General features: G+C 69.4%; 23 protein-coding genes and 1 pseudogene. 14 read left to right on the top strand and 10 right to left on the bottom strand.

The window, feature by feature from the left end:
* The first annotated feature begins 935 nt into the window (after positions 1-935).
* On the top strand, positions 936-1271 hold the full coding sequence (locus N801_RS10900) for a histone-like nucleoid-structuring protein Lsr2 (RefSeq protein WP_035937580.1): 336 nt from the start codon (positions 936-938) through the stop codon (positions 1269-1271).
* 174 nt (positions 1272-1445) lie between these two features.
* On the opposite strand, the gene mobF is transcribed toward N801_RS10900, so the two are convergent.
* Complete coding sequence (mobF, locus tag N801_RS10895; protein WP_245618391.1) at positions 1446-6968, bottom strand: MobF family relaxase; 5523 nt, start codon at positions 6966-6968, stop codon at positions 1446-1448.
* 339 nt (positions 6969-7307) lie between these two features.
* Between mobF and N801_RS10890 the strand changes: the two genes are divergently transcribed.
* Together N801_RS10890 and N801_RS21985 are read left to right on the top strand one after the other, a co-directional pair.
* On the top strand, positions 7308-7643 hold the full coding sequence (locus tag N801_RS10890; protein ID WP_035937578.1) for a hypothetical protein: 336 nt from the start codon (positions 7308-7310) through the stop codon (positions 7641-7643).
* Positions 7644-7808: 165 nt separating this feature from the next.
* Positions 7809-8075 (top strand): helix-turn-helix domain-containing protein, encoded by a 267-nt coding sequence (locus tag N801_RS21985; RefSeq protein WP_084108715.1) that lies wholly within the window; start codon positions 7809-7811, stop codon positions 8073-8075.
* 147 nt (positions 8076-8222) lie between these two features.
* Here the strand turns inward: N801_RS21985 and N801_RS10885 are convergent, their stop codons facing one another.
* The gene (locus tag N801_RS10885) at positions 8223-9056 is read right to left on the bottom strand and encodes a hypothetical protein (protein WP_035937576.1); all 834 of its coding nucleotides are present in this window, start codon (positions 9054-9056) and stop codon (positions 8223-8225) included.
* Between the two features lie 263 nt (positions 9057-9319).
* On the opposite strand from N801_RS10885, the gene N801_RS10880 reads away from it, so the two are divergent.
* The 3 genes from N801_RS10880 to N801_RS10870 all read left to right on the top strand — a co-directional run bounded on the left by N801_RS10880 (position 9320) and on the right by N801_RS10870 (position 11755).
* Positions 9320-9646, top strand: coding sequence for a hypothetical protein (locus tag N801_RS10880; protein ID WP_156996695.1), 327 nt, complete (start codon positions 9320-9322; stop codon positions 9644-9646).
* Complete coding sequence (locus tag N801_RS10875) at positions 9643-11121, top strand: hypothetical protein (RefSeq protein WP_035937571.1); 1479 nt, start codon at positions 9643-9645, stop codon at positions 11119-11121. The genes N801_RS10880 and N801_RS10875 overlap by 4 nt, the downstream gene beginning before the upstream one ends.
* A gap of 139 nt (positions 11122-11260) precedes the next feature.
* A complete protein-coding gene (locus N801_RS10870; protein WP_052112864.1) occupies positions 11261-11755 on the top strand; it encodes a hypothetical protein in 495 nt (164 codons plus the stop codon).
* 203 nt (positions 11756-11958) lie between these two features.
* Here the strand turns inward: N801_RS10870 and N801_RS10865 are convergent, their stop codons facing one another.
* Positions 11959-12426: an Rv1443c family protein gene (locus N801_RS10865; protein WP_211254715.1), complete on the bottom strand. Its 468-nt coding sequence runs from the start codon at positions 12424-12426 to the stop codon at positions 11959-11961.
* A 244-nt stretch (positions 12427-12670) separates the two neighbouring features.
* Here N801_RS10865 and N801_RS10860 point away from each other — a divergent pair, with 244 nt between their 5' ends.
* The 6 genes from N801_RS10860 to N801_RS10835 all read left to right on the top strand — a co-directional run bounded on the left by N801_RS10860 (position 12671) and on the right by N801_RS10835 (position 16513).
* Positions 12671-13096: an ArsR/SmtB family transcription factor gene (locus tag N801_RS10860; RefSeq protein ID WP_052112863.1), complete on the top strand. Its 426-nt coding sequence runs from the start codon at positions 12671-12673 to the stop codon at positions 13094-13096.
* Positions 13093-13986, top strand: coding sequence for a cation diffusion facilitator family transporter (locus N801_RS10855; RefSeq protein ID WP_035937570.1), 894 nt, complete (start codon positions 13093-13095; stop codon positions 13984-13986). The genes N801_RS10860 and N801_RS10855 overlap by 4 nt, the downstream gene beginning before the upstream one ends.
* Positions 13983-14762 carry a cation diffusion facilitator family transporter gene (locus N801_RS10850; protein WP_245618388.1) on the top strand — a complete coding sequence of 260 codons (780 nt, stop codon included), beginning with the start codon at positions 13983-13985 and terminating at the stop codon, positions 14760-14762. The genes N801_RS10855 and N801_RS10850 overlap by 4 nt, the downstream gene beginning before the upstream one ends.
* On the top strand, positions 14759-15106 hold the full coding sequence (locus tag N801_RS10845; RefSeq protein ID WP_245618386.1) for a DUF3703 domain-containing protein: 348 nt from the start codon (positions 14759-14761) through the stop codon (positions 15104-15106). The genes N801_RS10850 and N801_RS10845 overlap by 4 nt, the downstream gene beginning before the upstream one ends.
* Before the next feature lie 98 nt (positions 15107-15204).
* On the top strand, positions 15205-15894 hold the full coding sequence (locus N801_RS10840) for a DsbA family protein (protein WP_211254714.1): 690 nt from the start codon (positions 15205-15207) through the stop codon (positions 15892-15894).
* The gene (locus tag N801_RS10835; protein ID WP_035937565.1) at positions 15887-16513 is read left to right on the top strand and encodes a vitamin K epoxide reductase family protein; all 627 of its coding nucleotides are present in this window, start codon (positions 15887-15889) and stop codon (positions 16511-16513) included. The genes N801_RS10840 and N801_RS10835 overlap by 8 nt, the downstream gene beginning before the upstream one ends.
* Positions 16514-16562: 49 nt before the next feature.
* Here N801_RS10835 and N801_RS10830 read toward each other — a convergent pair.
* Positions 16563-16896 (bottom strand): annotated as a pseudogene (locus tag N801_RS10830) (YnfA family protein).
* A 145-nt stretch (positions 16897-17041) separates the two neighbouring features.
* Here N801_RS10830 and N801_RS10825 point away from each other — a divergent pair.
* Positions 17042-19018 (top strand): bifunctional copper resistance protein CopD/cytochrome c oxidase assembly protein, encoded by a 1977-nt coding sequence (locus N801_RS10825; RefSeq protein ID WP_035937563.1) that lies wholly within the window; start codon positions 17042-17044, stop codon positions 19016-19018.
* Between the two features lie 481 nt (positions 19019-19499).
* Here N801_RS10825 and merA read toward each other — a convergent pair whose 3' ends face one another.
* On the bottom strand, positions 19500-20879 hold the full coding sequence (merA, locus tag N801_RS10820; RefSeq protein ID WP_035937595.1) for a mercury(II) reductase: 1380 nt from the start codon (positions 20877-20879) through the stop codon (positions 19500-19502).
* A 55-nt stretch (positions 20880-20934) separates the two neighbouring features.
* On the opposite strand from merA, the gene N801_RS10815 reads away from it, so the two are divergent.
* Positions 20935-21333, top strand: coding sequence for a heavy metal-responsive transcriptional regulator (locus N801_RS10815; RefSeq protein WP_035937560.1), 399 nt, complete (start codon positions 20935-20937; stop codon positions 21331-21333).
* A 546-nt stretch (positions 21334-21879) separates the two neighbouring features.
* On the opposite strand, the gene N801_RS10810 is transcribed toward N801_RS10815, so the two are convergent.
* From N801_RS10810 to N801_RS10795, 5 genes are read right to left on the bottom strand one after another with little or no spacing between them, the layout of a single operon-like run.
* Positions 21880-22467, bottom strand: coding sequence for a cadmium resistance transporter (locus N801_RS10810; RefSeq protein ID WP_035937556.1), 588 nt, complete (start codon positions 22465-22467; stop codon positions 21880-21882).
* Positions 22464-22592 (bottom strand): hypothetical protein, encoded by a 129-nt coding sequence (locus N801_RS21775; RefSeq protein WP_281175687.1) that lies wholly within the window; start codon positions 22590-22592, stop codon positions 22464-22466. Before N801_RS21775 ends, N801_RS10810 begins: the two co-directional genes overlap by 4 nt.
* Positions 22589-23125, bottom strand: coding sequence for a signal peptidase II (locus N801_RS10805; RefSeq protein ID WP_052112862.1), 537 nt, complete (start codon positions 23123-23125; stop codon positions 22589-22591). Before N801_RS10805 ends, N801_RS21775 begins: the two co-directional genes overlap by 4 nt.
* Positions 23122-25089 (bottom strand): heavy metal translocating P-type ATPase, encoded by a 1968-nt coding sequence (locus tag N801_RS10800; RefSeq protein ID WP_035937554.1) that lies wholly within the window; start codon positions 25087-25089, stop codon positions 23122-23124. The genes N801_RS10805 and N801_RS10800 overlap by 4 nt, the downstream gene beginning before the upstream one ends.
* A complete protein-coding gene (locus tag N801_RS10795) occupies positions 25086-25487 on the bottom strand; it encodes an ArsR/SmtB family transcription factor (protein WP_035937551.1) in 402 nt (133 codons plus the stop codon). The genes N801_RS10800 and N801_RS10795 overlap by 4 nt, the downstream gene beginning before the upstream one ends.
* Positions 25488-25513 lie beyond the last annotated feature (26 nt).

Raw genomic sequence — 25513 nt, 5'->3', positions numbered from 1 at the left:
GGCCCTACCGGCAATCGTCTAGCAGCCGCGAGCCGGCGTGCTTCGATTCCGCCGACGGCGAAACGCGGCTGAGGCTTCAGTGCAGGCCGGCTTCCATCTGAGATGCCGCCGCGGTGGGGAGGCCGAGTACGGACCGGGCGTGAGCGGCCAGGGCCTCGCGCGCCTCCGTGAGTTGGTCCACAGAGGGACCGACGCTCTCCTCCGCCGTCCGTTGCAGCGATCGACGTGAATGTAGAAGCCGACGGGGTTGCGCACCTTTTGACGACGCTGTGACTGCGCCGATAACTCTTCCCGCGGCGGTGACCACGGCGCTGCCGAGCCGTGCTGTCTCCTCGTTGTGCCCAACCCACAGGCGAGCATTGGCCCGCAGCATGTGTTCCATTTCGCCGTTCATCGGTTCGAGTAGTGCCACCCAGTCCATCGGCACCTTGGCCCGAAGAATATGATCTGCTAATCCTCCAAGGGACGCATGTGCGTTGGAGTGACCGCGCACCTGAGTAACTCGCGAGTGCAACTGAACCGACCTAGTGAGTAGCTCTACGACTGCCCCCTGCAATTCGGCATCCCGCCTTCCCGTCGCGTCGCGCCGAGCGCGACGAAGCTCCAGCCAAACGGCGGTCAGCAGTGCCAGCAGGGCAGCCACCACTGACCCGGAGAATCCCAAGACCGCAGTCGTCATAAGCCGGCAGGGTACGCGGGCCCACCGACATGACCTTGTCGTAGCCGGCAGTGGGTGCCCCACTCCGCCGCCTTGCGGCTACGCCATCGTCCGCAAGGCTCCGCGTTCAAACGTGCGTACACGAGAGGAAGCTCACCAAGATCCTCGATCCACGGGCGTGGTGCTGGATGCGTGGAACCGGGTCGGCGAACGCCGGGGGCGGCACTGCACGGGTCGGTGATTAGCAATCTCAACCGGGAGGCGCGATCATGCATTCATGGCGAAGCAGACGACGGTGAGCATCACCGATGACCTCGATGGCTCGACCAACGCGAAGGAGGTCTCGTTCAGTCTTGATGGCCGGACTTGGGTGATCGACCTGAGCACGAAAAACCACAGGGCTTTGGAGAAGGCGCTCAAGCCATACATTTCCAAGGCCACCGAGCAAAGCCCGCAGAGCCGTCGGGGCAAGGCTGTGCGGGCGTCATCTCGACGCAAGACACGCACGGACCTTGCCCTTGTACGCGAATGGGCGAAGGAGAACGGTCACGTGGTGAGCGACCGCGGCCGGGTCAGTGCGGACGTTCTCGAGGCGTACGACGCAGCGCAGTAGATCCTTATCCCGAGCACGTACGGGCCGTGCAAACGACAGGTTTCGGGCGGGAAGGTTCCCCAAACCTCGTTTGGCGTGATGTCCGACTTGGAAGTTGGCGGTCCGCGCGTCCCGCTGGGCGAGCGTACGAGGGTGGCCACGACGCCTTCGACAGATGCACTTCCGCGCCGGTGATCACCGCCGAATGGCGGGCCGCTTGTCTGGCGGTACCGGCCATTTCTCTCCGCTTGGTCGGCGCTGACCGGGAAGTGGTGTGTACGGCGCATGGTCGACCGCGCCGCTACGGGTCTCATCGGCAGTGTCTGCGTTCTCAAGGAGGGCGCTTGGTGTGTGCTCGGTGGGGTGTTTCGCTACCAGCTGAAGTTGGCGTTGTGCAGCGAACGCAGGGTCGCGGTTCCAGGTTGCGCCGGCACAGGTGAGGGCGGCCATCACTTCGGCCGGCTTGGCGTCGGCGCGGATGATGAGGTCGTGAGCACGAGGAATCCACAGCGCTGGGGTATCGGCGACGACGACTGCGGCCCAGGCTTTTAGCGCTGTGGAGCTCGGCGGCTGGGCGAGCTTGTGGCCGATCAGATCTTGGGCGAGTGCGTGCCGGGCGTTCAGGGCATCCCTTAGTGCGTCTGGTCCGTCGTCGTGGAGGAGGGCGGCGGGGTCGGCGCCTTCGGGTAGCGCGACAGATCTGGGGGATACGGCGTGTTGGGTGAGGAGCCAGTAGGCGCGTTGGGCGGCGATGCGGCCGGCAGGGTCGGCGTCGGTGGCGATGATCGGCTCGGGGTGGAGCGTGGCAAGGAGCCGGGCTTGGGTGTGGGTGAGCGAGGTCCCGAGTGGAGCGACTCCGAGGAAGCGGCCTTGACCGGCGGCTGTGACGGCGAGGGCGTCCAGGGGGCCTTCGACGAGGACGGGAATGGCGCCGGTGTCGAGGAGCTGGTGGTCGACCCCGTAGAGGACGTCGCCCTTGTGGAACAGGGCAGTGGTGGGGGTGTTGAGGTATCTCGGCCCGTGGTCGTCCCCGGCGCGAGGGTGGCGGCGTCCGACGAACCCCACGACGGTGCCGTCGACGGTGATGGGCAGGACGAGGCGGTCGCGGAACCGGTCGATGAGCGTGCCGGTGCGGGCGCGGGTGGCCAGCCCGACGGCAAGCATCTCGTCGTCGGTGACGTCGTGGGCGCGCAGGTGGGTGACGAGGTGGGTCCAGCCGGGTGGGGCGTACCCAGCGCCTGCCGGGGCCAGGTCGGTGTGGAGCCGCTCGCGCAGATAGGGCCCGGCCCATCCGGCGTCCAGCACTCGCGTGTAGTAGTCCCGGGCGAGGGTGTTGAGGTGCGCGGCACGATCCGGGGTGAACGGTGCGTCGTCCCAGGCGGCGGCGTGCGCGACCATCGCCTCGACCTCCGCGGGGCTGGGCTCGAGGACCCCCATGCCGGTGCGGGCGAGCGCGGTCGCGGTGAGCGCGGCGTGCAGGTCCTTGAGCGTGGCGGCCGCGTGATCGTCCGCGGCGGCGCCGCGCTCGGCTTGGTGGGCTGGCTCGAGCCCGGGAGTGCTCGGCGGGATCCACTCCAGCTGGTCGTACTCATCCTCAGGCGGGTTGTTGTCGGGTGTGGGGGCGGGGTCGGTCAGCAGGCTGATCCGCCACACGAGGGCCTGGCACATCTCGACGTCGGCCGTGTCGTCGAGGTCTTCGATGATGGACAGGAGGTCCTCGAGGCGTCCGCCGTGGGCGAGGGCGTGGTCGATGGTGGTGACCAGGGCGGGCCACCACGGGCTGGTCTGCAGAGTTGCGGCGTTCTGTTCGCCGACTGTGTGGGGGAGCCGGGCTGCCCAGCTTGGGGTGAGCGGGAGTGCGCAATCGACCCCGTGGGCGACGGCGGGGGTGAGGTGGCGGCTGATCCGCCACCAGAGCGCGGACCCGGCATGGTCATCGGGCAGCGGCGCTGCCACGGCGGTACGGAGCAGGGTGTGGGCGTCGATGCCGGCACGGGCGACCGAGGCGAGCCGTGCCGCGAGCTGCGGGGTGAAGGCGTCGTGGCGGGTGTCCGGGGCGAGGGTGTGGAGCTGGTGGACCCATGCGGCCAGTGCCGGGGTGTGGGTGTGCCCGAGGCGGTGATCGAGGCTGCGCTGCCACAGGGCGTGGGCCTTGGCGAGGTGCTTGGGTCCGGTGGGGCGGTGGTCGCTGTCGGGGACACTGGTCGCGGCCCGCCACACGGTCAGATCGGCGAACAGGTCTGGGGCAGGCCGGACATGGCTGGTTCGCCACCATGCTGGGGCGTCGGTGGCGGTGGCGATGGCAGTAGCGTTCTCGCGCACGTCTGCGGCGAGGTCCGTGACGAGGTTGGACCGCGCGGTGAGGTAGGTGCCCCAGTGGTCGTTGGCACGCAGAGCGTGCGGGATCCCGGGCAGCCAGGGCAGAGGGCCGGGGCCGGCGTGGCGCAGGTTGGTGTCGTCCAGGCGCCAGTCCAAGACCGCGGCCCGGTCGCCGGCGGTGTCCAGCGCTTGGGAGGAAGCGGCGAACCGGAGTGCAGTGATGGGGTTGGTGCCGGTGACGGCGAGCAGGGCGAGGTGGGAGCGCAGCGTGGGCCAGGCCGGGTCCTGGGTGATGCCGGGCACGACCTGCTCGGCGCTGGTCTGGAGTGCGGCGATCACGCCGGGTCCGAGGTGCTGATCGGCGGCGACATGGAGGGCGTCGACGTACCGGGTGGCGGCAGGGCCGAGTTGTGCTGTGGCGGAGGCGTTCTCGCGTTGGGTGGTGGTCGCGGAGGTGGGGGCGCCGTCGCGGGCGAGGATGTCCTCGAGCAGGTCGGTCGCGGTCGGGGGGTGGACGTGGTCGGGGTGGATGACCGCGTGTGGGTCGCCGTCGCCGACGACCTGCAGGTAGAGATGGTTGGCGTCGGCGCCGCGGGTGAGCATCGTGTACAGCTGCTGGCGGGTCTCGACTCCGGTGGCCAGGCCGTGCATGGTGGCGACGGAGATGCCTTGGGCTGCGTGGGTGGTGCTCGCGTATCCGAGCTCCACGGAGGCGGTGACGTACCCGGCGGGAAGGGTGAGGTGCCGCCCGGTGTGGAGGTGCTCGACCGCGAGCGACCCGTTGCGGGTGACGGCTCGGACGGTCCACCGGTCGCCGTTCTTGACCCAGTCGTGGGTCGTCATCCGCAGCCGGCGGTCGTTGGCCCGGGTCAGCACCGTGTCTCCGACGTACGCGGTGTTTCCGTCGGCCAGTCGCGCCCGAAGACCCGATCCTGGGAGAAGGGACCCGGTGATCCGGTGGGCTTGGGCGCGCTGGTTGAGCTCGCTGACGAGGGTCCGGGTGGGGGCGAGCATGATTGTGTCGACATGGCGGTCGCGGTCATGAGCCCACGCGGTGAACAGGTCCTGGGTCATCGTGGTGAGGTCGCCGACATGGACTCGGTGATGGTCGAGGTAGAACCCGAGCGCCTCGGTGCGTCCGTCGCGTAGGGCCAGGGAGGCTGCTCCTTCGGCGGGGTCGGCGAACCGCATCAGCTCGGACAGGTGCAGGGCGCCGTGGGTGGCGGCGATGTCGCGCAGGACGCCGCCGCCGCCGATCGCGGCGAGCTGTTGGGTGTCGCCGATGAGGCGGACCTGCCCGCCGCGGGCGGTGACGAACTCGACGGCGGTGTCCAGCGTGAGGGTGTCGGCCATCCCGGCCTCGTCGATGACGACGAGCGTGCCTGGGCCGATGGTGTTCGCCCAGTCCGGGAGGTCGTTGTGCTCGAGGGACCAAGTGAGCTTGGCGAGGGTGTCCGTGGTGGCGCCGATCTGCTCCCGCAGGACGGTTGCGGCCGCGGCGGAGGGAGCGAGCCCGAGGACGGTGCCGCCGTCCTCGACCCATGCTGCCGCGAGGGCTCGCATGGCGGTCGTCTTGCCGGCCCCAGCGGGGGCGATCGCGAGCTGGAGGCGGGCACCGGAGGTGGCCATGCCGCGCACCAGCGAGGCCTGCCCGGCGTTGAGGGTGACACCGTTGGCGGCCTGCTCGAGCAGGGTAAGCGCCACCGCTTCCGGGCTGGCTGGGCGGCGGTCCGCGGCGCCCGCGGTGGACAGGAGGCGCGCCTCAGCGGTGAGGATCTCGGTACTGGTGAACAGGGCCGACCCGGCGATGTCGTACACGCTCGACCCGTCCGCGCGGCGCAGCTCCGGTGGGTCCGGGACGCCGTCGCCGACGGAGGTGATGCGCACCGACGCGACGCTCAAGGCGCGGTCGGTGACGGCGTCGACGATGGTCTGAACATGTTCGGCGGGCAGGGCTGCGGCGCGGACCTGCCGTTGCGCCTCAGCGCGGATGTGCCAGATCTGCCAGGTCGCCCGGCGGGACTGGACCTCGTCCCGGACCCGCAGCGCCGTCTCGCCCACCCACGCTGCATTCACGGTTACCGGCTGCGCGGTGGGCCGTGCTGAGAGCACATCACGAAGCATGGTGGCTATCCCGCGCGGGCCGCCGAGGACCTCCTCGGCCTGTTCCGCCCAGGCGTGCCGTTGCTCAAATAGGGTGCGCGGCTCGTGCTTAGCCTCCCGGGTTTCCAGGGTCGCCTGCTGCGCCAGCTGGATGGCCTCCACTGCGGTCGGAGGCCGGCCGTGGTCGGCTTGGAACGTGGCCGCGAGCTCGCTGCGGCGGGCCTCGATGCCGGCTCGACGGGTGGACCAGCGCATGTTCAACTCCAGGTCGACGCCGACGATCTCTCGGACCGGACGCTTTCCCCGGTCGGCTTCGGTGCCCGTCCCGGGCCGCTGGTCGAAGACCAGTCCGAGGCGGGTGCGCAGGTTCGTCTCGAGGGCGGTGTTGTAGGTCTCGGACGCGGTCACGTTGGCCTTGAAGAGGATCCGCCCGTCGAGGGACAGCCATTTTCCGGTCCGGGTCTGCACCTTGTTCGCGACCGCGACGTGGGTGTGCAGGTCGGGGTCCCCGGCGCGGGAGTCGCGGTGGGTGAACGCGGCCGCGACCAGGCCGGTGACGTCGACCTGACGAATTCCGTTGGCGCCTTCCCGCGTGTACAGCGCGTGCGCCTCCAGGAAGCGCAGGGCGTGGGTGACGGCGTCGTGGTGGGCGAGCTCGATCTGCGCCGCGACCTCTGGTGGGGCGACCGCCCACAGGGTGCTGACGGACTTGACGGGGGAGAAGGTCAGGTCGTACCCGGCGACCGCGGTCGTCCTTGGCCTGGAGTGTCTGGCGATGGTCCCGGACAGCTCCCGGGCGTCGACCGGGTCCCGCCCGTGCTCGCCGCGGAAGAACTCCAGCGCGACCTGGGTGCGGATCCGGGCCCGGTCCGCTGCTTCGATGGGGTAGTCGCGGGGGTGCCCCAAGGCCGCGGCGTACTCCTCGATCCGTCGGGCGACCTCGACCTGGAACGCGGTCACGTCGGTCACGTACACCTTGAACGGCGCCCCGAGACGGGTCACCGACCGGTAGTCCGCCTCGGTTAGGCCGGGTCCCTCGAGCCGCTCCCGGCGCTGCGCCAGCGGGTGCAGACCGGCACCGAAGAGGGCCTGCATCTGCGCCGCGGTGACCTCGTCCCCGACCGAGAGGCCGTCGATCCCGGCGACCCCAGACCCGAACCAGTGCCCGGGGGTCTCACCCCGCTCGGTGTAGTACGACGCCAGCGAGGTCCGGGCCCCGCCGCTGCGGTCATGCGCGGCGACCTGCCGGGTCAGGTACGTGTACCCGGTCCCGGCGGTGAGCTTGTGGACGCTCATCGTCATACCTCCCTACGCCACCGGGGGAGCCCTTGGGGGCCACCTCGTTGCGGCGTCAACGACCCGGAATGCATGAGGTGTGCAGTTGACGACGTTTTCCGGTTTCGCCGGCTTGGCGGCGTCGGACGGGGTGGGGGGGAACATTCGCGGCGCTCGGGGGTTTGCCGCTCCGGACGAGCGAGGGGGACACGTGGTGTCGCGGGGCTCTCAGGGGAGCGGTTTGCGGTGTGGTCGCGGGGGCTTAAATCTCGGTGACGGTGGCCCTCAAGAGGGCGCCCACTGGCGTAGGGAAGGTGACGGCAGTGTCCGTAGGAGAGCCGGAGGAAACAGGGGTTTGAGGTGAGCCGACGACAGGACTGGAGCCGGGCGCGGCGCACGGCGCTGGATGGGCAGAGCACGTGGCGGGCCGAGCGGAAGGCGAAGGACGACCGGTGCAGCGCCTTGGGCGTTCAGGTCGTGATGGCGCTGCGGGAGCGGGACGCGTGGGTGGCCGAGTGTGAGCAGCGAGCAGGGCAGGCCTTGGCAGACCTCATCGAGCTCGAGGGGCTGTCCGCAGGTGAGGCCGTGCGCTGGTGCGCCGGTCAGGTCAGCGTGGCCGAGTCGGCTCGCCTCCGCCGCACCGTCACGGAGGCGCGCACTGAGCTGGCCGCGGACATCAGCGATGAATTGAGCTGAGACCGTGAGGCCATGTCACTCTCCGACGGCCGAGACAGAGAGTGAGCGCGTTCGTGCGACCTACGAGTCTCCTGTCGACAGTCCTTCTCCCAGGCGCCGCGCGCACGATGCGGCTGCCGCGCGCGGACCCGGGTGGTACAGCGACTCGACGGCTACGGTTGCGTGATGGCCTACCCCGGGCGCCCCGTCCTCGAGCCCGTGCCTCGGTTCCGGGGCACGAACACGATCCGGCAGACGCCGGAGCAACGACGCGTTCTGGTTGAGTTCGCAAGCCGTGAGTACGCTGCCGGCCGCTCGTTGAGGCAGATCGCCGAGCTGACCGGTCGGACGCAGGCGGCGATCCGGCGCGCGTTGGACCAGGCCGGCGTGCCGCGTCGTGGGCCTGGCGCCCCTGTCCTTTCCGCGCGCACAGCGGGTGCACGAAGGGACTGACCAACGCAGAGGCGTCGCCCAGCGCCAGGCACCGCGCGCCGTCTGCCCGCATGAGCCGGCCCAGTCCTGAACCGCCTCAACAGGCTTTGCCCTCGCGGCCGTACTTCAGGCGGGTTCCCGCACGGCAGCGAGCACCGCACCCGAGCCCTAAGGCCCTGATTTACCAGTGAGCTGTCCCAGACGCTCGAGGCCGATCACGTGGTCTGAGGTAACTAGCATCGCGGCGTACGGCCTTCCCAGCCCAGCGTCGATCACGCCGCCATCGCCCACGGCGAGCACACGTCGATGCCAGGACCGGTTCAGAGCCGGCTGCGTGTACGTCGCTGCGGCGATTCCGGCGACGACGGCCGCCAACCACAACCGTCCACCGAGCACGTTCTGGGCCACCGCGATGGCTGCGACGACGAACCGGGTGTGCCAGGCCAGTCGCAGCATCGGTGATGACCGCATACCCCTGCCCGCCACTGTCACAATCTCCTCGAGCAGAAGCCACGGCAGGCACCACAGCGCCATGGCCGGGAGCCCGCCGGTGGCCCCGGAACGGCACGTGCCGGCGGCGTGGGCGAGGTTGGCCGCGGCCTGCTCGTGTCTGACCCGTCCATGGAATACCGCCAGCACCAGCCCGCGGGGGACGACGACGGTGGCGTGCCCCCACGGCTGTGCGAGCAGACCGAGGTTGCGGGGCTGGACCCGGACCCGGACCAGCGGCGGTCCCAGCGCGGCCCCGCAGAGCAACGTCATCGCCGGGCCCAAGACGACGGCCTCAACCTGAGTAGGTGCCCTGGCACCGTGCAACACCCGGCTGGCTATTCCCTCCCCGACGCCGCACCGCAGCAGTGTCGTGCCGGCGACCACGGCGGCCACCAGAGCCAGGCCAGCGACCGCGGGCAGCTGTGCCGAAACGACGACCAGCACCAACGCACTGACCGATGCGGGGATGACGGCGCGGCATGCCGCCAGCGCTGCGTTGGGGAACGTCATGTTGACCTCCTGACACCGCGCCTGGTTAGCCAGACATGCCCCGCGAACCGGTGACGGGCCTGTTGGGACGTAACTGTCCTCCTCTGCGCCGACATGCCCGCCCGGTTATCCACAACCCCCGGCTCGACGTCCCGTCCGCAGCCGTCCGGGCTGATGGTGAGCGGGGTCATGAGTTTGGCCGGAAGTGGCCCCCAAGAGACGTCCCACCGGCGTAGGGAGATATGAGCACACCACCGCGCACCAACAGACCCACTGTCGTGGCCGTGCCCAACCCCGAGCGGACGGCAGCCCTGAACGACCTCGCGGCCGCCTTACTTGCTTTGGGTGACGACGCGTCCAAGGCGGCGCAGTCCTCCCGTGACGTCCGGCTGCACGTTGTGGCCTGTCAGGCTGAGCACCTCGCGGCTGACGTGCTCGACCTTCTCCCGCACGGCCCCACCGACGACGTGCTCCCCGAAGGTCGGGGACTGGCATCGTCGGCGAACGCGGCCCGCGAGGCGTTCCATGAACCGGCGGCGCGGCCGTTGCCGCAGTCCTTGGCCGCATCGCTGGGATGGCTGCTCGACCTGGCCGAGGCGGCGGCAGCGTGAGCGGCCGGGACCGGCGCAGCGTCGGTGAGCTCCTCGCCGAGTGCGACCTGAGCACCCGAGGGCTGCTCATCAACCCTGATGCGCTCGACGCGGCCGCGATGGTGCGGGCCTGGCCCGAGGTGGTGCAGGCCGCGCACGAGCTCCTGGGCGCACTGCCCACGGCGCAGCGGGTGATTCGGCCGGGGGAAGGTGGTGCCGACCTGACCGTGGAGCGGCTGCACCTCATGGCCACCGCCATTGACACCAACCTGCGCCACCGGGACTGGCCCGGCGAGGGCCCCGCCGATGACATGCTGCTCACCGTCGCCGGCAACCTGATGCGCGCCCACGACCTGGTGCACCGGCACCTGCGCGGCACCAGCACACCAGCCCCCGCGGTCGTGGCCGATGCCACGGCCGCACGCACCCGGGTCCTGCACACCCTCTACGTCGGCTCCCACGCCATCGCCCTGGCCGTGCGGGCGCAGGTCCGCGACGTTCAGGTCCGTGACGCCCGAGCCCGACCCGACGGTGTCTCCGCACGTCAGCGCCGCACCCAGCTCACCGCCCTGCGCTTCGTCCTGACCCGCTTGGCCGCGTTCGAGCAGGTCGCGGGGGCCGAGGTCTACCGGTACTTCCCGGTAGCCACCAAGGGCGAGCACCGTGAAGCGCCCGCACCGGACCGACTGCGCACTGCGCTGGCCGGGTGGGACGTCGAGGCACACCGCACCCTGGCCGCAGCGCCGTCCATGGCGAACCTGACCGAGCTGACCCGCGTCCAGACCACCGCCCTGGCTGTCACCCGGGTCGTCCTCCACGCCGCCGCCGTGCACCACGCCATCGACCCACACATGCACCAAGCGCACCTCGAACCGTCGCTGACCGCAGCAGAGTCCGCGTGGGGCACCCTGCACGGCACCTTGCGAGATCTGACCGGACACGCCCACCGCGCCGTCCACCCCCACCTGCGCACCGCCGGCGCCGAGCTCGTCCACGCCCTCTCCGAACTGGTTCTCGACGGCACGGCCGTGGCCGACCCCGACACGATCGCGGCCCGCACCGACCTCACCGCAGCGGCCCGGACCCTGACCGGTGCGTTGGAATCTCCACACCAGAGTTCCCTACTCCTGCTCGACGCAGCACTGGACCCACGCACCCGCGTCAACGCCCGCGGGGCGCACCATCTCCTCACCCGCCTCGTCGCCGTCCCCGGCGCGGGAGTCCTTGCCAGTCCGCTGGACGCGTGGGTCGACCCGGCTGACCTGACCGCATGCCGGGACGTCGCACCCCCCGCACCCATCCGGGAGGCCATCACCCGCCAGATCCACACGGTCGGCGGGACCTCCCAAGCCCTCGCGGCAGCCTCAACCGCCGTGACCACCCCACCCATAGCCGCAGTCCCGGACGCGTCCACGCGCACGCCGCCCCAGGTGGCGCGGTCGCTGCACCTCACCGGACCGGCGCCGCAGCGAGCCGCCGGGCACGTGCCGCGCTGAGCTGCGCCGACACGGCAACGTCCACAGAGGAGACCCTGCGCAGGAAGAAGTCCACAACCTCCGCCGCGGCGGGCGCTTGGGGCCCACGCGGCCGCACTCTGATTCAGGACAGACCACGACGATCAAGGGGGCAGGCCCCATGAACACCACCACCGCAGCAGATCTCGAGGCCGGGCTACGCCGATGGGCCGCAGGGAGCTACCCAGACGAGGCCGCCGTCGAGCTCCTCATCCGGACCGGATGGACCCGACGCGCCGGCTTCATCAACGACTGCATCCACCCCCTCGAAGGCCGCGCCGGGTCATGGATTGACTGGGAACGTGTCGAACAGATCATCGTGGGAGAACGCGACAGTCCCGTCCTAGCCGCCTCCAGTGGTGAGCTGCGGGTGTTGCGCGTCGCGCACTCCCTGGCCTACGGACTACTCGCCGGCACAGTCACCGGGCTTGACCGGGCACACCTCGACCTTGTCCTCGCTGCCATCGCCCACGCCGGCGGCTCCCACCAGCACAACGGACCTTTGACCCCGGACCCTGACGGGCGCTGGACCAACCCCGAGACCAGCCAGCGCATGAGCTTGCCCGTACTCGGGTCCGTCCACCCCTGGCAGGTCAACCAGACACGCCCAAGCTGACCGACCGCGGCAACACCGACGGGCCCCAGACACCTGAGGCGAGCCACCGTCTCGGGGTGCGCGGGAGACCCTGAGGGATGGCACACATGCCCGTGAACGTGCGCCCTTCCGCCCGGAGGGGGCGAGTCCGGAGGCGCCCTCTCTCACGGATCACCCACATAATGCCGATGTGCGGACGTGCAGGCGGAGATTGAACAGCCGCGTCAGGCGCCGGTGAAGTACTGCCGCAACCGTCGGTGTCGATGCTTGAAGAAGGAGTCCACTGCGCGCGCCAGGAGCGCAGCCAGGTCAGGTAGAGGCAGCCGAGGCTGCAGCGTCACGCGGTCATGTACCTGCGTGCCGTCAGCGACGGGCGTCAACGTCCGCTCGTGCTCCCAGCGCCGCATGCTCAGCATGGTGGAGCGTTCCAAGAACCGGACGCCCGGCTCGAGTTCGACAATGGTCAGGTGGTCGAAGTCAAATGGGACGAGGCCGAATAACCGGAGCCAGGCCCGCCCGATAGGTCGCCCAAGCGGGAAAGTCTCCACGGTGAGCCCCGCGGCGCGGCGCGGCATGCTCATCGTCATCCAAGGCCGCATCTCGTGGTTGATGCCCTCTGGGCTGACGACCCGTCTCCATACCGTTGCCGCAGCCGCCGGTACTTCTACCTGGTTCTCGACGGTTATCGCCACCACCGCTCCTTATAGGCCGCCTCATCCTTGGCCTCACCGTTGCACACAGCCGCTGGGCCTTCGCCTACATCGTTGCCGGCTTGCCTCTCGCGGCACTGGGGCTGCTCGTCGTCGTCGGCCGCCTCTGCTCACGGGACTGTAGGACGCGCTCACACGATGGCTCCAGCCAGAGCTCGTATCCGGGTTGCAAATGCCGATCTAACGCCATGGTGGCGCAGGGGAAGGTTTGGTCTATCATCTGAGCATGCGCTCAGATGACACGGTGATTGGACTTGATGGCTGCTCGGTCCAGTGCGTCCATCCCGAGAAGGTACAGCTCGTGCTGGACGCCACGCTGCCTATGGACGACTTGGCCCGGGCGGCTGCCATGTTCAAGTTGCTCGGCGACCCCACGCGGGCGCGATTGATGTTCGCCCTCCTGGAGGCGGGCGAACTGTGCGTCTGCGATCTGGCCGCCGCGACCGGAACCCAACAGGCAACGGTGTCGCAGTCCCTACGGATGTTGCGCGCGTCCGGTGTCGTCACCGGCCGCAGGCACGGACGTCTTGTCTTCTACCGGCTCGCGGACGCCCACGTGCGGATGCTGCTCGACTTGACCCGCGAACACATCGCCCATGACGTCAACGACGCACGTCGCCTCGCCACCGTTCCCGCCAAGGTGCGCCCATGAGCGGCAACCACGGGCACGCAGGCGGAGCGCACAGGTGGCGGCTGCGCCTAGCGTTCGTCCTCGTCGCGGGTTACTTCGTCGTTGAGCTCGTCGCAGGGTTGATCTCGGGCTCCCTGGCGTTGCTGTCCGACGCCGGCCACATGGCCGCTGACGTCGTGGCCCTGGGTGCAGCCCTGGTAGCGACTCGCATCGCTACGCGACCGGACAGCACCGGCCGGAGAACGTTCGGCTCGTACCGCGCCGAAGTCTTCGCGTCCGGGCTGGCCGTCCTGCTGATGCTCGGCGTCTCGGTCTACATCACCGTCGAGGCCATCGGGCGCATCGGCGACGACGCTGAGATCGCGTCCGGACCCATGCTGGTCGTGGGCGCTATCGGACTGCTGATCAACCTCATCGCGCTCTTCTTGCTTCGCGGAGGAGCTAGCGAGAGCCTCAACGTCAAGGGCGCCTACCTGGAGGTGGTCGCTGACACCGTCGGATCGATCGGCGTCATCGTCGCCGGGGTCATGGTGGCTGCCACCGGCAATGCGTGGTGGGACACCGGGATAGCCCTGGCCATCGCGGTCTTCGTCGCTGTGCGTGCCGTCATGTTGGGCCGGGAAGTCCTGACGGTCCTCGGTCAACACGCCCCTGCAGACATGGCCCCCGACGACGTCGAGCAAGCGCTCGCGGCCGTTCCTGGTGTCACCAACGTCCACGACCTGCACGTGTGGACCCTGACGTCCGGGATGAACGTGGCCACAGCCCACCTCATGACCAACCGCGACGCTGACGCACACGCCGTCCTAGATGGCGCCCGGACTGTCATGCGCACCAACTTCGGCGTCGAACACGCCACCCTGCAGGTCGAACCCGACACTCACACCGGATGCAAGGAGGTCACCTGGTGACCACCTGGACCACCCTGGCGACGCCAGCCCGCCGCGCGACCTTGATGCGGCGTGCGCAACTGCTCGCGGCCGCGTCCGTCGCCTACAACACGGTCGAAGCCGTCATCGCGATCACGGCCGGGAACCTCGCCGGATCCTCCGCGCTCGTCGGGTTCGGCCTGGACTCGATCGTTGAGGTCTCCTCCGGGCTGGTGATCCTGTGGCAGTTCCGCCACCCCATGCCCGAGAGCAGAGAACGCACCTCACAACGCCTCATCGCGATCTCGTTCTTCGCTCTGGCCGCCTACCTCACCGTCGAGGCCGGGCACGCCCTGCTCACCGGAGCCCAGCCAGACAGCAGCCTCATCGGCATCGGCTTGGCTATCGCCTCGTTGGCCGTCATGCCGTTCCTCAGCGTGTGGCAGCGACGCACCGGTCGCGAGCTCGGCTCCGGAGCCGTTGAAGGAGACGGCACGCAGACCCTGCTGTGCACCTACCTGTCCGCGGTGCTCCTGGTCGGCCTGTTTCTCAACGCGTCCCTCGGCTGGACCTGGGCCGACCCGGTAGCTGCGCTGATCATCGCCGCGGTCGCTGCCCGGGAGGGTTGGGAGAACTGGCAAGGAGACGACTGCTGCACCCCAGCTGCCCTCTCCGTCGCGCGAGAGGGGTCAGCCGCCGCCACCGGTTGCACTGAGGATGCCTGTTGCGACGCCGCACCGTCCGAGGACAGCCAGCAGGCGACAGGGAAGTCAGTGCGCGCCTCGCTGACACTCGCGCAACGCGAGGATCGGCCGTGAGCCGCCGGATGCCCGCTGTCGTCCGGACGGCGTTCGACGCGGAACTGAGCGCGGCGCGGACGTCGACGACAAGCGAGCAGCGTTGGGCTGCGCTGGAGCGGGCCCACATCCTCTCCCAGCCGTGGCCGTGGCCGCACACGCTCGCGCATGGAGTGATGCTTCGGGTCGCTTTGAGGGAGGGCGACCGGCACGAAGCGATAGGACAGGTCGTCCGACTCCTGGTCGCCGCTCCAGGATCCGCCCTCGGGCGCTACCCCGAGGGCAACACCGGCCGGGCGACCGTCTCGCTGATGCAACCAATGCCCGTCCCAGCCGACCTCGCCGAGATCCTCGCCGACCGCTGACCAATCACCCCGTGCCCCCGGGCGGAACCTGAACCCACTCTCACCCGTTCGCTGAACCGAACCCATGCCCCTTTCGCCCTGCCTTGGAGATGTCCCTCATGAAGGCCCCGAAGACAAGCCCCGTGAAACGCAACGTCATCGTCTCGTCACTCGTCATAGCGGCATTCGTCGCGCTCGTCACTGCTGCCCTGACCCTTGGTGCCAAGACGGCCAACCCCTCTGACCGTGCCGACGCTGCCGCGACCGGGACGGCGACCGGCAAACTCGTGCGCGACGACAGCCACCGTCTCGGAGCGGCAGGAACAGGCAAAGTCGTCCTCGTCGAGTTCCTGGACTTCGAGTGCGAGGCGTGCCGTGCGGCCTATCCCCTCGTGGAGGAGATGCGGGCTACCTACGCAGGCAAGGTCGACTTCGTCGTGCGCTACTTCCCCATTGACAGCCACGCCAACGCGGTCAACTCTGCGGTCGCCGTGGAAGCCGCCGCCCAGCAGGGCAAGTTCGAGGAGATGTACAAGCGCATGTACGACACCCAGGCCACGTGGGGTGAGCAGCAGGAGTCCAAGGCCCCCGTGTTCCGCGGCTTCGCGGACGAACTGGGTCTCGACATGGCGGCCTACGACAAGGCCGTTGCCGACAAGGCGACTCTGGAAAGGGTGGAGCGGGACCGGCAGGACGGTCTCGACCTCGGCGTCCAGGGAACGCCCACCTTCTTCCTGAACGGCAAGAAGCTCGAACCGACGTCGACGCAGGACTTCCGCGACAAGATCGACGCCGCGCTCAATGGCTGAGACCCTGCAGGCCCGATCGCCCGTTCAGACAGAAGCAGGAACCCAAGCGGGACGGGGCACGGCATGGTCGTTCGTGCTCGCCGGCATCGTCGGACTGGCGGCGGCGTTCACCCTCCTCGTCGAGAAGATCGCCCTGCTCAAGGACTCGTCCTACGTCCCCTCCTGCAGCATCAACCCGGTGCTGTCCTGCGGCTCGGTCATGAACACCGACCAAGCCGAAGCCTTCGGGTTCCCCAACCCCATCCTCGGCGTCGCCGGTTTCACAGGCCTCCTGACCATCGGCGTGATCCTGCTGACCCGGCTTACCCTGCCGAGGTGGTTCTGGTGGGGTATCCAGGCCGGGACCACCTTCGGGGTCGTGTTCGTGCACTGGCTCATCTTCCAGAGCCTTTATCGCATCGAGGCGCTGTGTCCCTACTGCATGGTCGTGTGGGTCACAGCCATCACCGCGTTCGTGGCGGCAACCACTCAGAACGTCACGAGCGGCCGACTCGGACTCCCACGGCGGGCGGAGGCCATCGGGTCCTATGCCCCCAGCTTGGTGATTGTTTGGCTCGTACTCATCGCCGGACTGATCTTGGTCCAGTTCTGGGACTACTGGGTGACGCTGCTGAAGTGATCCAGCAGGCACCACCTCGCCTGGCGTCAACGCCTGCCGCGGCAGTGGCTCATGCGGCCCTGGGGGCGTACATGATGACCGCAACGCCGACGAGGCAGATGAGCGCGCCGGTGACGTCATAGCGGTCTGGCCTGAACCCGTCCAGCACCATCCCCCAAGCTAAGATCCGGCAACGAAAACGCCGCCGTACGCGGCCAGAATGCGACCGAAGTTCCCGTCGTCCTGCAGAGTGGCAACAAACCCATACAGGCCCAGTGCGATAACTCCGGCGCCGACCCAGATCCAACCCTTGTGTTCGCGAACTCCTTGCCAGACCAGCATGCCCCACCGATTTCCGAGAGCGCAGCGAGGGCGAACAAGAGCAAAGACTTCAGGACGGTCATATGCCAGAGTCTCGCAAATCGGCGCAGCCGATGAAGCGCATGGCATGCCGCGATCCATCTCCACTGCGTGCGGCGGGTTCGCCGGGCCGGCAGGGCGCTGGGGCAGCCGGGCCAAGCCCGCATTTACATGCCTAGGCTGTCGGGCATGAGCTCCACCGCCGTCGAGACGCGCACGGCGACCGGACCGGTCGCCGTCGTCACCCTGAGTGCGCTGGCGGTGACCCTGGTCGCGGCCTCGCTCTCGGGAGTGATCGCACCGTTGGTGCTCGACGACCCGGGGCCGCTCGTGCGCTGGGGTCTGCCGCTGGCCCGCGTCGCCAGTGACCTTGCCTCTGCGATGACCCTGGGCCTGCTGCTGCTCGCTGCCTTCCTTGTGCCGGAGCGGCGCACCACGCAGCGACGACAGCAGGCCTGCCGGCTCGCCGCGGTCACCGGTCTCATCTGGTTCGTCGCCTCCGGGCTCGGCACCTTCCTCACCTTCGCCTCGCTCGCCGGCCTCCGGCTGGCAGACCCCGAGCTGGCGCGGCAGTTCCTCACCTTCGTCTGGTCTCTCGAGGCGACGCGGGTGCTGTCCATCACGACCGGGGCCGCCCTGGCCGTGACGATCGGCGCCCTGCTGGCACAGTCACGGGCCGCATACGCCTGGCTGGCCGCCCTGGCACTGGCCGGCATCGTTATCGTCGCGCTGACGGGACACAGCGCGGGCAGCGCGAGCCACGAGGACGCGGTCAACTCGCTCGGCGTGCACCTCGTCGCGGTCAGCGTTTGGGTCGGAGGCCTGCTCGCGCTCGCGGTGATGCAGCAGAGCATCGGGTCCGACCTCGGCGCCACCGTCTCGCGCTACTCGGTGCTCGCGGGGTGGGCCTACGCCGCCGTCGCCCTCACGGGGTTGCAGCAGGCGGTTATCCGCGTCGGCTCGATCGAGGGCATCGCCTCTGCTTACGGCGCCATGGTTGTCGCGAAGACGCTGATCCTCGTCGCGCTGGGGTTGATGGGCTGGCAGCAGCGGCGCCGGGTCATCGCCAGCATCGAGCGCGACGGCCGCGGCTTTGCCCGGCTGGTCCTCGTCGAGCTGGCCCTGATGGCGGCCGCGTTCGGGCTCGGGGCGGTCCTCAGCAGGACCCCTCCGCCGGTGCCCGACACCGAGCTCGCGGCCAGTGCGGTGCTCTCCCTCACCGGCTTCCCCGACCCGGGGCCGATGTCGGCGGCGGACTGGCTCACCGCGTGGCGCCCCAACTGGCTCATGGTCGCCATCGCCCTGGTGTCGATCGGTGTGTATGCCGCAGGCGTCCGTCGCCTGGCCCGTCGCGGTGACTCGTGGCCGGTCCACCGGACGGTGCTCTGGGCGCTGGGCTGGCTCGCCTTCGTCTGGGCGACCAGTGGCGCGCCGGACATCTGGGGCCGGGTCCAGTTCTCGGTGCACATGGTCATGCACATGGTCGTCGCCATGGTCGTGCCACTGTTGCTCGTCCCGGCGGCGCCGCTTACCCTCGCGCTGCGCGCCCTGCCCACGCGGCCCGACCGGACGTGGGGGCCGCGCGAGGTCATCCTCCAGGTCGTGCACTCGCGCGCCATGCGGGTGCTAGCCAACCCGGTCGTCGCGGCCGTGCTCTTCTTCGCCAGCCTCGCGGCGTTCTACTGGTCGCCGCTGTTCGAGCTCGCGCTCACCACGCACTCGGGCCACCTGCTCATGCTGGCCCACTTCTTTCTCACCGGGTACCTCTTCACGTGGGTGCTCATCGGCATCGACCCGGGGCCGCCGAAGTGGTCGCCGGCGATCCTGCTGTTCATCCTCTTCGCGACGATCACCTTCCACGCGTTCTTCGGGGTCGCCCTCACCGGCACGACGTTCGTCCTTGCGCCGGACTTCTTTGAGCAGGTCAACCTGCCGTGGGGGCCGCCGCTGCTCGCCGACCAGGAGCGGGCCGGCGAGATCGCGTGGGGCTTCGGTGAGGCGCCGACCCTCGTCCTCGCGATCCTCGTCGCGCGCCAGTGGTTCCGTCGCGACCGCCAAGAGACCGTCCGGCTCGACCGCCAGGCCGCCCGTGACGACGACGCCGCGCTGCGCGCCTACAACGAGCGGCTGGCGCAGCTCGGCCAGCGGAGCGGGGAGAACCTCTGATGCGGATCGCGGTCGTGCAGTCGCCTACGGCGATGACGAGACGATGCTCGAGCGGGTCGAACGGGTGTCCGCGCTGGTGTGCTCCATGGTTGATGGGACCGCAGGCGGCTTGCGGCCCGACTTCGTCGGACAACAGGCGGGTGGTCACAGTGCGGTCCCACCCCGAGCAGCAGGCGAACATGGGCGTCGCTCCGGCCAACTCCACCGAATTCAGGGCTGTCAAGAACAGGTCTTGGGACTCCGCGACCCGCGGCGCCACTTGGTCGTCGGAAGCGTGCACGCCCAACGGCCCAACCCTGCCCAGCGCCCACCCCAAACCGTCCGGCCCATCACTCATCGAGCTTGAATGAGACCACGGTTCACCCGTACCTCCGTAACGGATGTAAGCACAGCGCTAATCCGAACCACGCCGTCAGTTGAGGTCAGCTCAGCCCGGTACGGTGGCTACTTCTCACTTGACACGCTCAGTCCCGCTAGCCGGTCACGCGCAGCAACTCGTCGGTTTGTCGCTGCGGAATAGGCCGGCGCAGATTCGCAGAGCCTCGCTCATCGTCAGGTACGGCGCCCAGGTGTCGGCGAGCTGATCAACGGTCAGGCCGTATTTGATCGCGTAGGTCGCAGCCAGCATCACGTCCCCGGCGCCGTCGAGCGCGGCATGAACGCCCAGAACCCTGCCGGTGCCCGCGGCTACGACGAGCTTGAGGACACCGCGGGTGTCGCGGTTGACGAGGGCCCGTGGGATGTCCTGCGCGCCCAGGACCCGGCAAACGCAGTCGTACCCGGCGGCCAGAGCTTGCTCTTCTGTAAGCCCTGCGCTGGCCAGCTGTGGAGTCGTGAACGTCACCGCCGGCAGCCCCCGGTAGTCGACTGTGGTGGGCTGGCCCAGGGCTCCTGCAGCCGACGCGTGTCCGGTCTGAGCCGCCACGTACACGTGCTGCGCGGCGCCGGACACGTCGCCGGCGGCATGGACCCGCGGGTTGCTGGTGCGCTGATACCGGTCGACCGTGATGAATCCGCGGTCGTCGGTGCTGATCCCGGCGGCATCCAGCCCGAGGCCGTTGGTGTTCGCGCGCCGACCGGTCGCTATCAGCAGTCGGTGTCCGGTCACTTCGTGGCCGAGGTCGGTCCGGACCAGAACGTCGCCGTTGCCGGTGCGTTCCACAGCGACGGCACGCTCCTCGACGACGGTGATGCCATCGTCGGCGAAGACCTCACGGAGCACGTCGGCGACCTCTGGCTCGGCGTGTGGCGCCAATCGTCCGACAACCGTGACGCGCACACCCAAGTGGGCCCAGAGCTGAGCCTGCTCCAGACCGACGTACCCGCCGCCGACGACCACCATCGACCCGGGCAGGTTCTGCTGCTCCATCGCGGTCGTGCTGGTCAGCGGGTCGACCGTGTCCATGCCCCCCAAGTCCGGAACGTGCGCTGCCGAGCCTGTTGCGACGACGTAGGCTCGGGCGGCGACCCGCTCGCCGTCGACCTCCAGCGTCTCCTGGTCGATGAAGCGGGCGTGGCCGTACTTGACCCGGAAACCGTGGGCGTCTGCCACGTGGGTGTACTTGGCCTGCCGCAGTCGGTCGATCAGGTCATGCTTCTGCGCCATCAGTGCCGGCAGATCCACGAGTGCGGCACCGGTCGGGACGCTCGGGAAGGGGCTGACCATCGCCTGGTGCCGGCGGTCGGCGGCTGCGAGCAGGTTCTTGCTCGGGATGCAGCCGACGTTGAGGCACGTCCCGCCGAGGACGCCGTGCTCCACCAGCAGGACGGACTTCCCGCGTGATCTGGCCTCGATCCCGGCGGCCATCGCTGCGCCACCCGTACCGATCACGACCAGGTCCCACGTGCCCTCGTTGTCCATCACCAGACCGTAAAGGTTCCAGCGCACGGGAAGGTCAAGGTTGTAGGCTGCGGAGGTGCAAATCGGGGAGCTGGCCAAGCGCGCCGGTGTCACGACCAAGGCGCTGCGCTTCTACGAGCAGGCGGGGGTCCTTCCCCGACCCGCACGAACCGCGACGGGATACCGGGACTACGACGGGACTGCCCTTGCCCGGCTGGCTTTCGTGCGGGCCGCGCAAGCCGCCGGTCTCACTCTCGCGGAGATCCGCACCGTCATGGCAGTCCGTGAGGACCAAGGCCCACCGTGCCTGCATGTCACAGCGCTGCTCGATCGGCACGCAGCCACGCTCGACGAGCGCATCGCCGAACTCCAGGCGACCCGGGCGGAGGTCCGCCGGCTCCGGAACCGCGCTGCCACCCTCGACCCCTCGGCCTGCCTCGAGGACGGCGTCTGCCACATCATCCCGAGCGGCTAACGGTCATCGGCGGGACGCTCGCCGCCACGCCCACAGCGCGCACGCCCGGCAGATGTACACGCCCGGTGTCGACCCGAGCTCAGCGAGTCGGCGGCGCTGACGGCCGCAACAGCCACACGTCCCAACGGGTTCGACCACATTCCCAATGGTGCTGGCGCGCATAGCGGCTCCTCACTTGCCGCACAGCCTCCCACCAAGAGGACCCTCAGCACCACAATGGCCCGCGGACGTCGCCGGACAGGACGTATCCCAGCATCCTCCAGAAGCTCCGCGCTACCGGCGCACACCCGACACGTGGGCGTTCGCTATCTACAGCCACGACGCGTCGTTCACGTGCCCGACAACGCCGCGCTACCTGCTGGCCACGCCCGGCTCTGCCGTGCCCGGGGTGGGCCTACGTGCCCGCGCCGCCCCCGGCGGATCATTCGTGACGCCAGCAGGTGCGCCAGAGCAGAGTTCTTTGGGTCGGCGTGGTGGGCCGGCTTGTCTCGGGCGAAGCCGCGGGCGCATGTCCCGCCTGCGCCCGGTCGGCGTACCGCCAAGGGGTCAGAGGCCGAATGCGCCGCCCTCGATCAGGATGACGAGGCCAAGAACGATGAGGACGAGCGGGAACAAGATGTGCTCCCAACGCTCCAGCACCTCTGCGATCGGCCTGCGGGTGGCCACGAATTTGGCGGCCAGGACGAGAACGACTACCAGGGCCAAGAACACGACGCAATAGGCGACGAGGGCGCCGGCGCCGACGGTGAGGAAGACCGGCACGTAAACCCCGATGTTGTCTCCACCGTTGGCGAAGGTGACTGCGGCCACGGTGAGGGCGCTGATCGGCGTGTCCGCGACGCTGTCGTCGTCGTCCGCGTTGCGCCACACCTGCCACGCGGCGTAGCCCCCCAGCAGGAGTGGGATGAGGCCGAAGTACGGGATGGCGCCGTCAGGAAGGAACAGTCCCGCTCCGAAGGTCACCGCGAGTGAGGCCAGGAGGATGCCACCGAAACCGAGGTACTGCCCGACGACGATCTTGGTGGTGGTACCCCGTTGGCGGGCTCCGCGTGCGAAGAACAGGGACAGAACAATGACGTCGTCGATGTTCGTGACCAAGAACAGGCCAATCGCCTGCAACGCGGAGGTGATCAAGGCCGTGTCTCCTTCGTTTGTTCGGCGTTGACGCTCTTGGCTGTTTCGTAGCCAGAGGACTGTTCGTGCTCGCTGGTTGCGACGGCAAGGCCCGGGTCGCCGGCGAACGGCAGGTTGGTCGTCATGCAATGCCTGTCATGACTGGCGGGTGGTCCTCCATCGGCTTCGGGGTACTCGTCGTCAGTTCGCGGCGAATGTGCAGCAGGGCGATCACGGAGAAGCCGGTGCTGAGGAAGGTGTCGGCGAGGTTGAAGGTGGGCCACCAGCCGGTGTGCAGGTAGTCGGTCACCACGCCGTCGCGGGAGCGGTCGACAACGTTGGCGACCGCCCCGCCGATCACGGAGCCGCCGGCGATCCTTTCGACCCACCCTGCCTGGGGCGCCCTGTTCCAGGCATACCCCATGAGCGCTACGGCGATGGCCGCAGTGACGGCCACGACTACCCCTGCGGGCAGCGTGTTGCCCATGCTGAAGGCCACGCCGGAGTTGTAGGCCAGCTGCAGCTGCAGTAGTCCGAGGTCGACCGAGGAGTCGGCGAGCCGAACCTCGGATGTTGCCTTGGCGGTCAAGTCGATCGCGCCCACCGTCACCGCCGCGAGCAGGACCGATGTGCGTCCGGAGCGGGCTCGCGTCTCGGCCCTGCCGGACCCACGGCTCACCTCGCCGTGGCTTCCGCCGTCACCGCGGCCGCCGAGGGCGTGGCCGCGGGTGCGGGAGGAAGCGGCCGGACGCGTCCGGCGCGTACCCCGTTGCCGATCACGAAGATCTCGGCGATCTCGTGAACCAGCACCACGGCGGCAAGGCCGAGCACGCCAAGGGCGGCGAGCGGGATCAGGATGGCGATCAGGCCCAAGGAGAGGCCAACGTTTTGCAGCATGATCGACCTGGCGCGGCGCGCGTGGGTCAGGGTGTGCGGCAGGTGGCGCAGGTCCTCACCCATGAGGGCTACGTCGGCGGTCTCGATGGCGACGTCGCTTCCCATGGCGCCCATGGCGATTCCGACGTCGGCGGTGGCCAAGGCGGGGGCGTCGTTGACTCCGTCACCGACCATCGCGGTCGGGGTGCTCTCACGGAGCCGGCGGATGATGGTCGACTTGTCCTCGGGGCGGAGGTCGGCGTGGACATCAGTGATGCCGGCCTGGGCGGCCAAGGCGGCGGCGGTGCATGCGTTGTCGCCGGTGAGCATCGCGACCTGGTAGCCGCTGGCACGAAGCCGGGCGACCACCTCGGCGGCCTCGGGGCGCAGGTCATCGCGGACCGCGACGGCCCCGATCACGACTCCGTCGTACTCGACCAGCACGGCAGTGGCGCCCGCTTCCTGCATGGCAGTGACGGGCCCGGCGAGCTCACCGGCGGGGATCCAGTCGGGCCGCCCCAGGCGGGCCGGCCGGCCGTCGATCGTGCCGGTCAGACCTGCGCCGGTGACCGCCTCGACGTCCTGGGCATCGCGGTGGTCGGTGACGGCGGCCAAAATCGCGCGGGCCAGGGGGTGCTCACTGCGGGACTCCAAGGCGGCCGCGATGTCGAGGACGTGCTCTCGGGTCCGGCCGGGAACAGTGGCGACCTCGACGACAGCGGGTTCGTTGCGGGTCAGGGTGCCGGTCTTGTCCAGGGCGACGGCACGGATCCGGCCCAGCGCCTCCAGAGCGGCGCCCCCCTTGACCAGGGCGCCGATGCGGCTGGCGGCACCGATGGCGGCGACGACGGTGACCGGCACGGAAATCGCCAGCGCACACGGGGAGGCGGCGACCAGGACCACCAGGGCCCGTTCGATCCAAGTCGCGGGATCGCCGAGCAGACTGCCGGCGATCGCGATGACGGCGGCGAGGACCATGATTCCGGGCACCAAGGGTTTGGCGATGCGATCGGCCAGCCGCTGGGCGTCGCCCTTGCGGGACTGCTCGGCCTCGACGATGTTGACGATGCGCGCCAGGGAGTTGTCCTCGGCGGTGGCGGTGACCTCGACCTCGAGGGCCCCGGTGCCGTTAATGGAACCGGCGTAGACGGTGTCCCCGACGCCCGCTTCGACCGGTACGGACTCGCCGGTGAGGGCGGAGACGTCCAGGGCGGTGCGGCCGGTGCGGATGACGCCGTCAGTGGCGACGCGCTCACCTGGCCGGACCAGGAGCACGTCTCCGATCGAGAGCCCCGCGGGGGCCACGGTGACCTGGGCGCCGTCGCGGAGGATGGTGGCCTCGGCCGGGACCAGGGACAGCAGCGCGCGCAGGCCGCGGCGGGTGCGGGCTACGGCGTATTCCTCCAGGCCCTCGCTGATGGAGTAGAGGAAGGCCAGCATGGCAGCCTCGGCGACCTCGCCGAGGATGACCGCGCCGACGGCGGCGATCGTCATCAGGGTGCCGACGCCAATCTTGCCCCTGGCCAGCCGCTTCAGCGTGCTCGGCACGAACGTCCAGGCCCCCAGCGCTAGCGCGATGGCGTTCAGGCCGGTCACCACGCCCCGGGAGGCGTCGTTGAGGTCGGCAAGGAATCCCGCGAGCAGGAAGAGTCCGGCGAGGGCGGCGAACCGCAGCTCGGTGACCTCCCACAACCGGTCCGGCTCGTGCTCCTCCAGCTCGTCGTCGTTGCGGGGCTCGTCGTGTTCGCAGCCGCAGGCGTCCGTCACGGTGCTACTTCCTTGGTGGCAGTGGGGGTGGGCTCGGGGTGAGTGTCGGCGGGGCCGTAGGTGGAGCACAGCTCGACGGCCTCGCCGGTCAGGGCGAGCAGCTGCTCGGCCGCGCCGATGAGGTCCATCAGCTCGGGGTGGGCGATGGCGTAGAACATCTGCCGCCCCTCGGGCCGACCGACGATCAGACCGCAGTCACGTAGGCACGCCAGATGGCCCGACACGGTGCCTTGGGCCAGATCGAGGGCCTTGGTGAGGTCCACCACCCGACGCTCCCCCTGGGCGAGCTGCCGAACGATCGCCAACCGGTTGCGATCCGCGAGGCCGTGGAACAGGGCAGCGCCGCGCCGCAGCCCAAGGTCTACCGCAGCCGTTTCTTGCGCCGTTGTCATCGCCATGTCCCGATGATAGCGTGAGGTCCATT

Origin of the sequence: Knoellia aerolata DSM 18566 (genome assembly GCF_000768695.1) — a bacterium.
GTDB classification, from domain to species: Bacteria; Actinomycetota; Actinomycetes; order Actinomycetales; family Dermatophilaceae; genus Knoellia; species Knoellia aerolata.
Note: the sequence above shows the minus strand (reverse complement) of the source record. Positions and strands in the feature narration are given on the sequence as shown.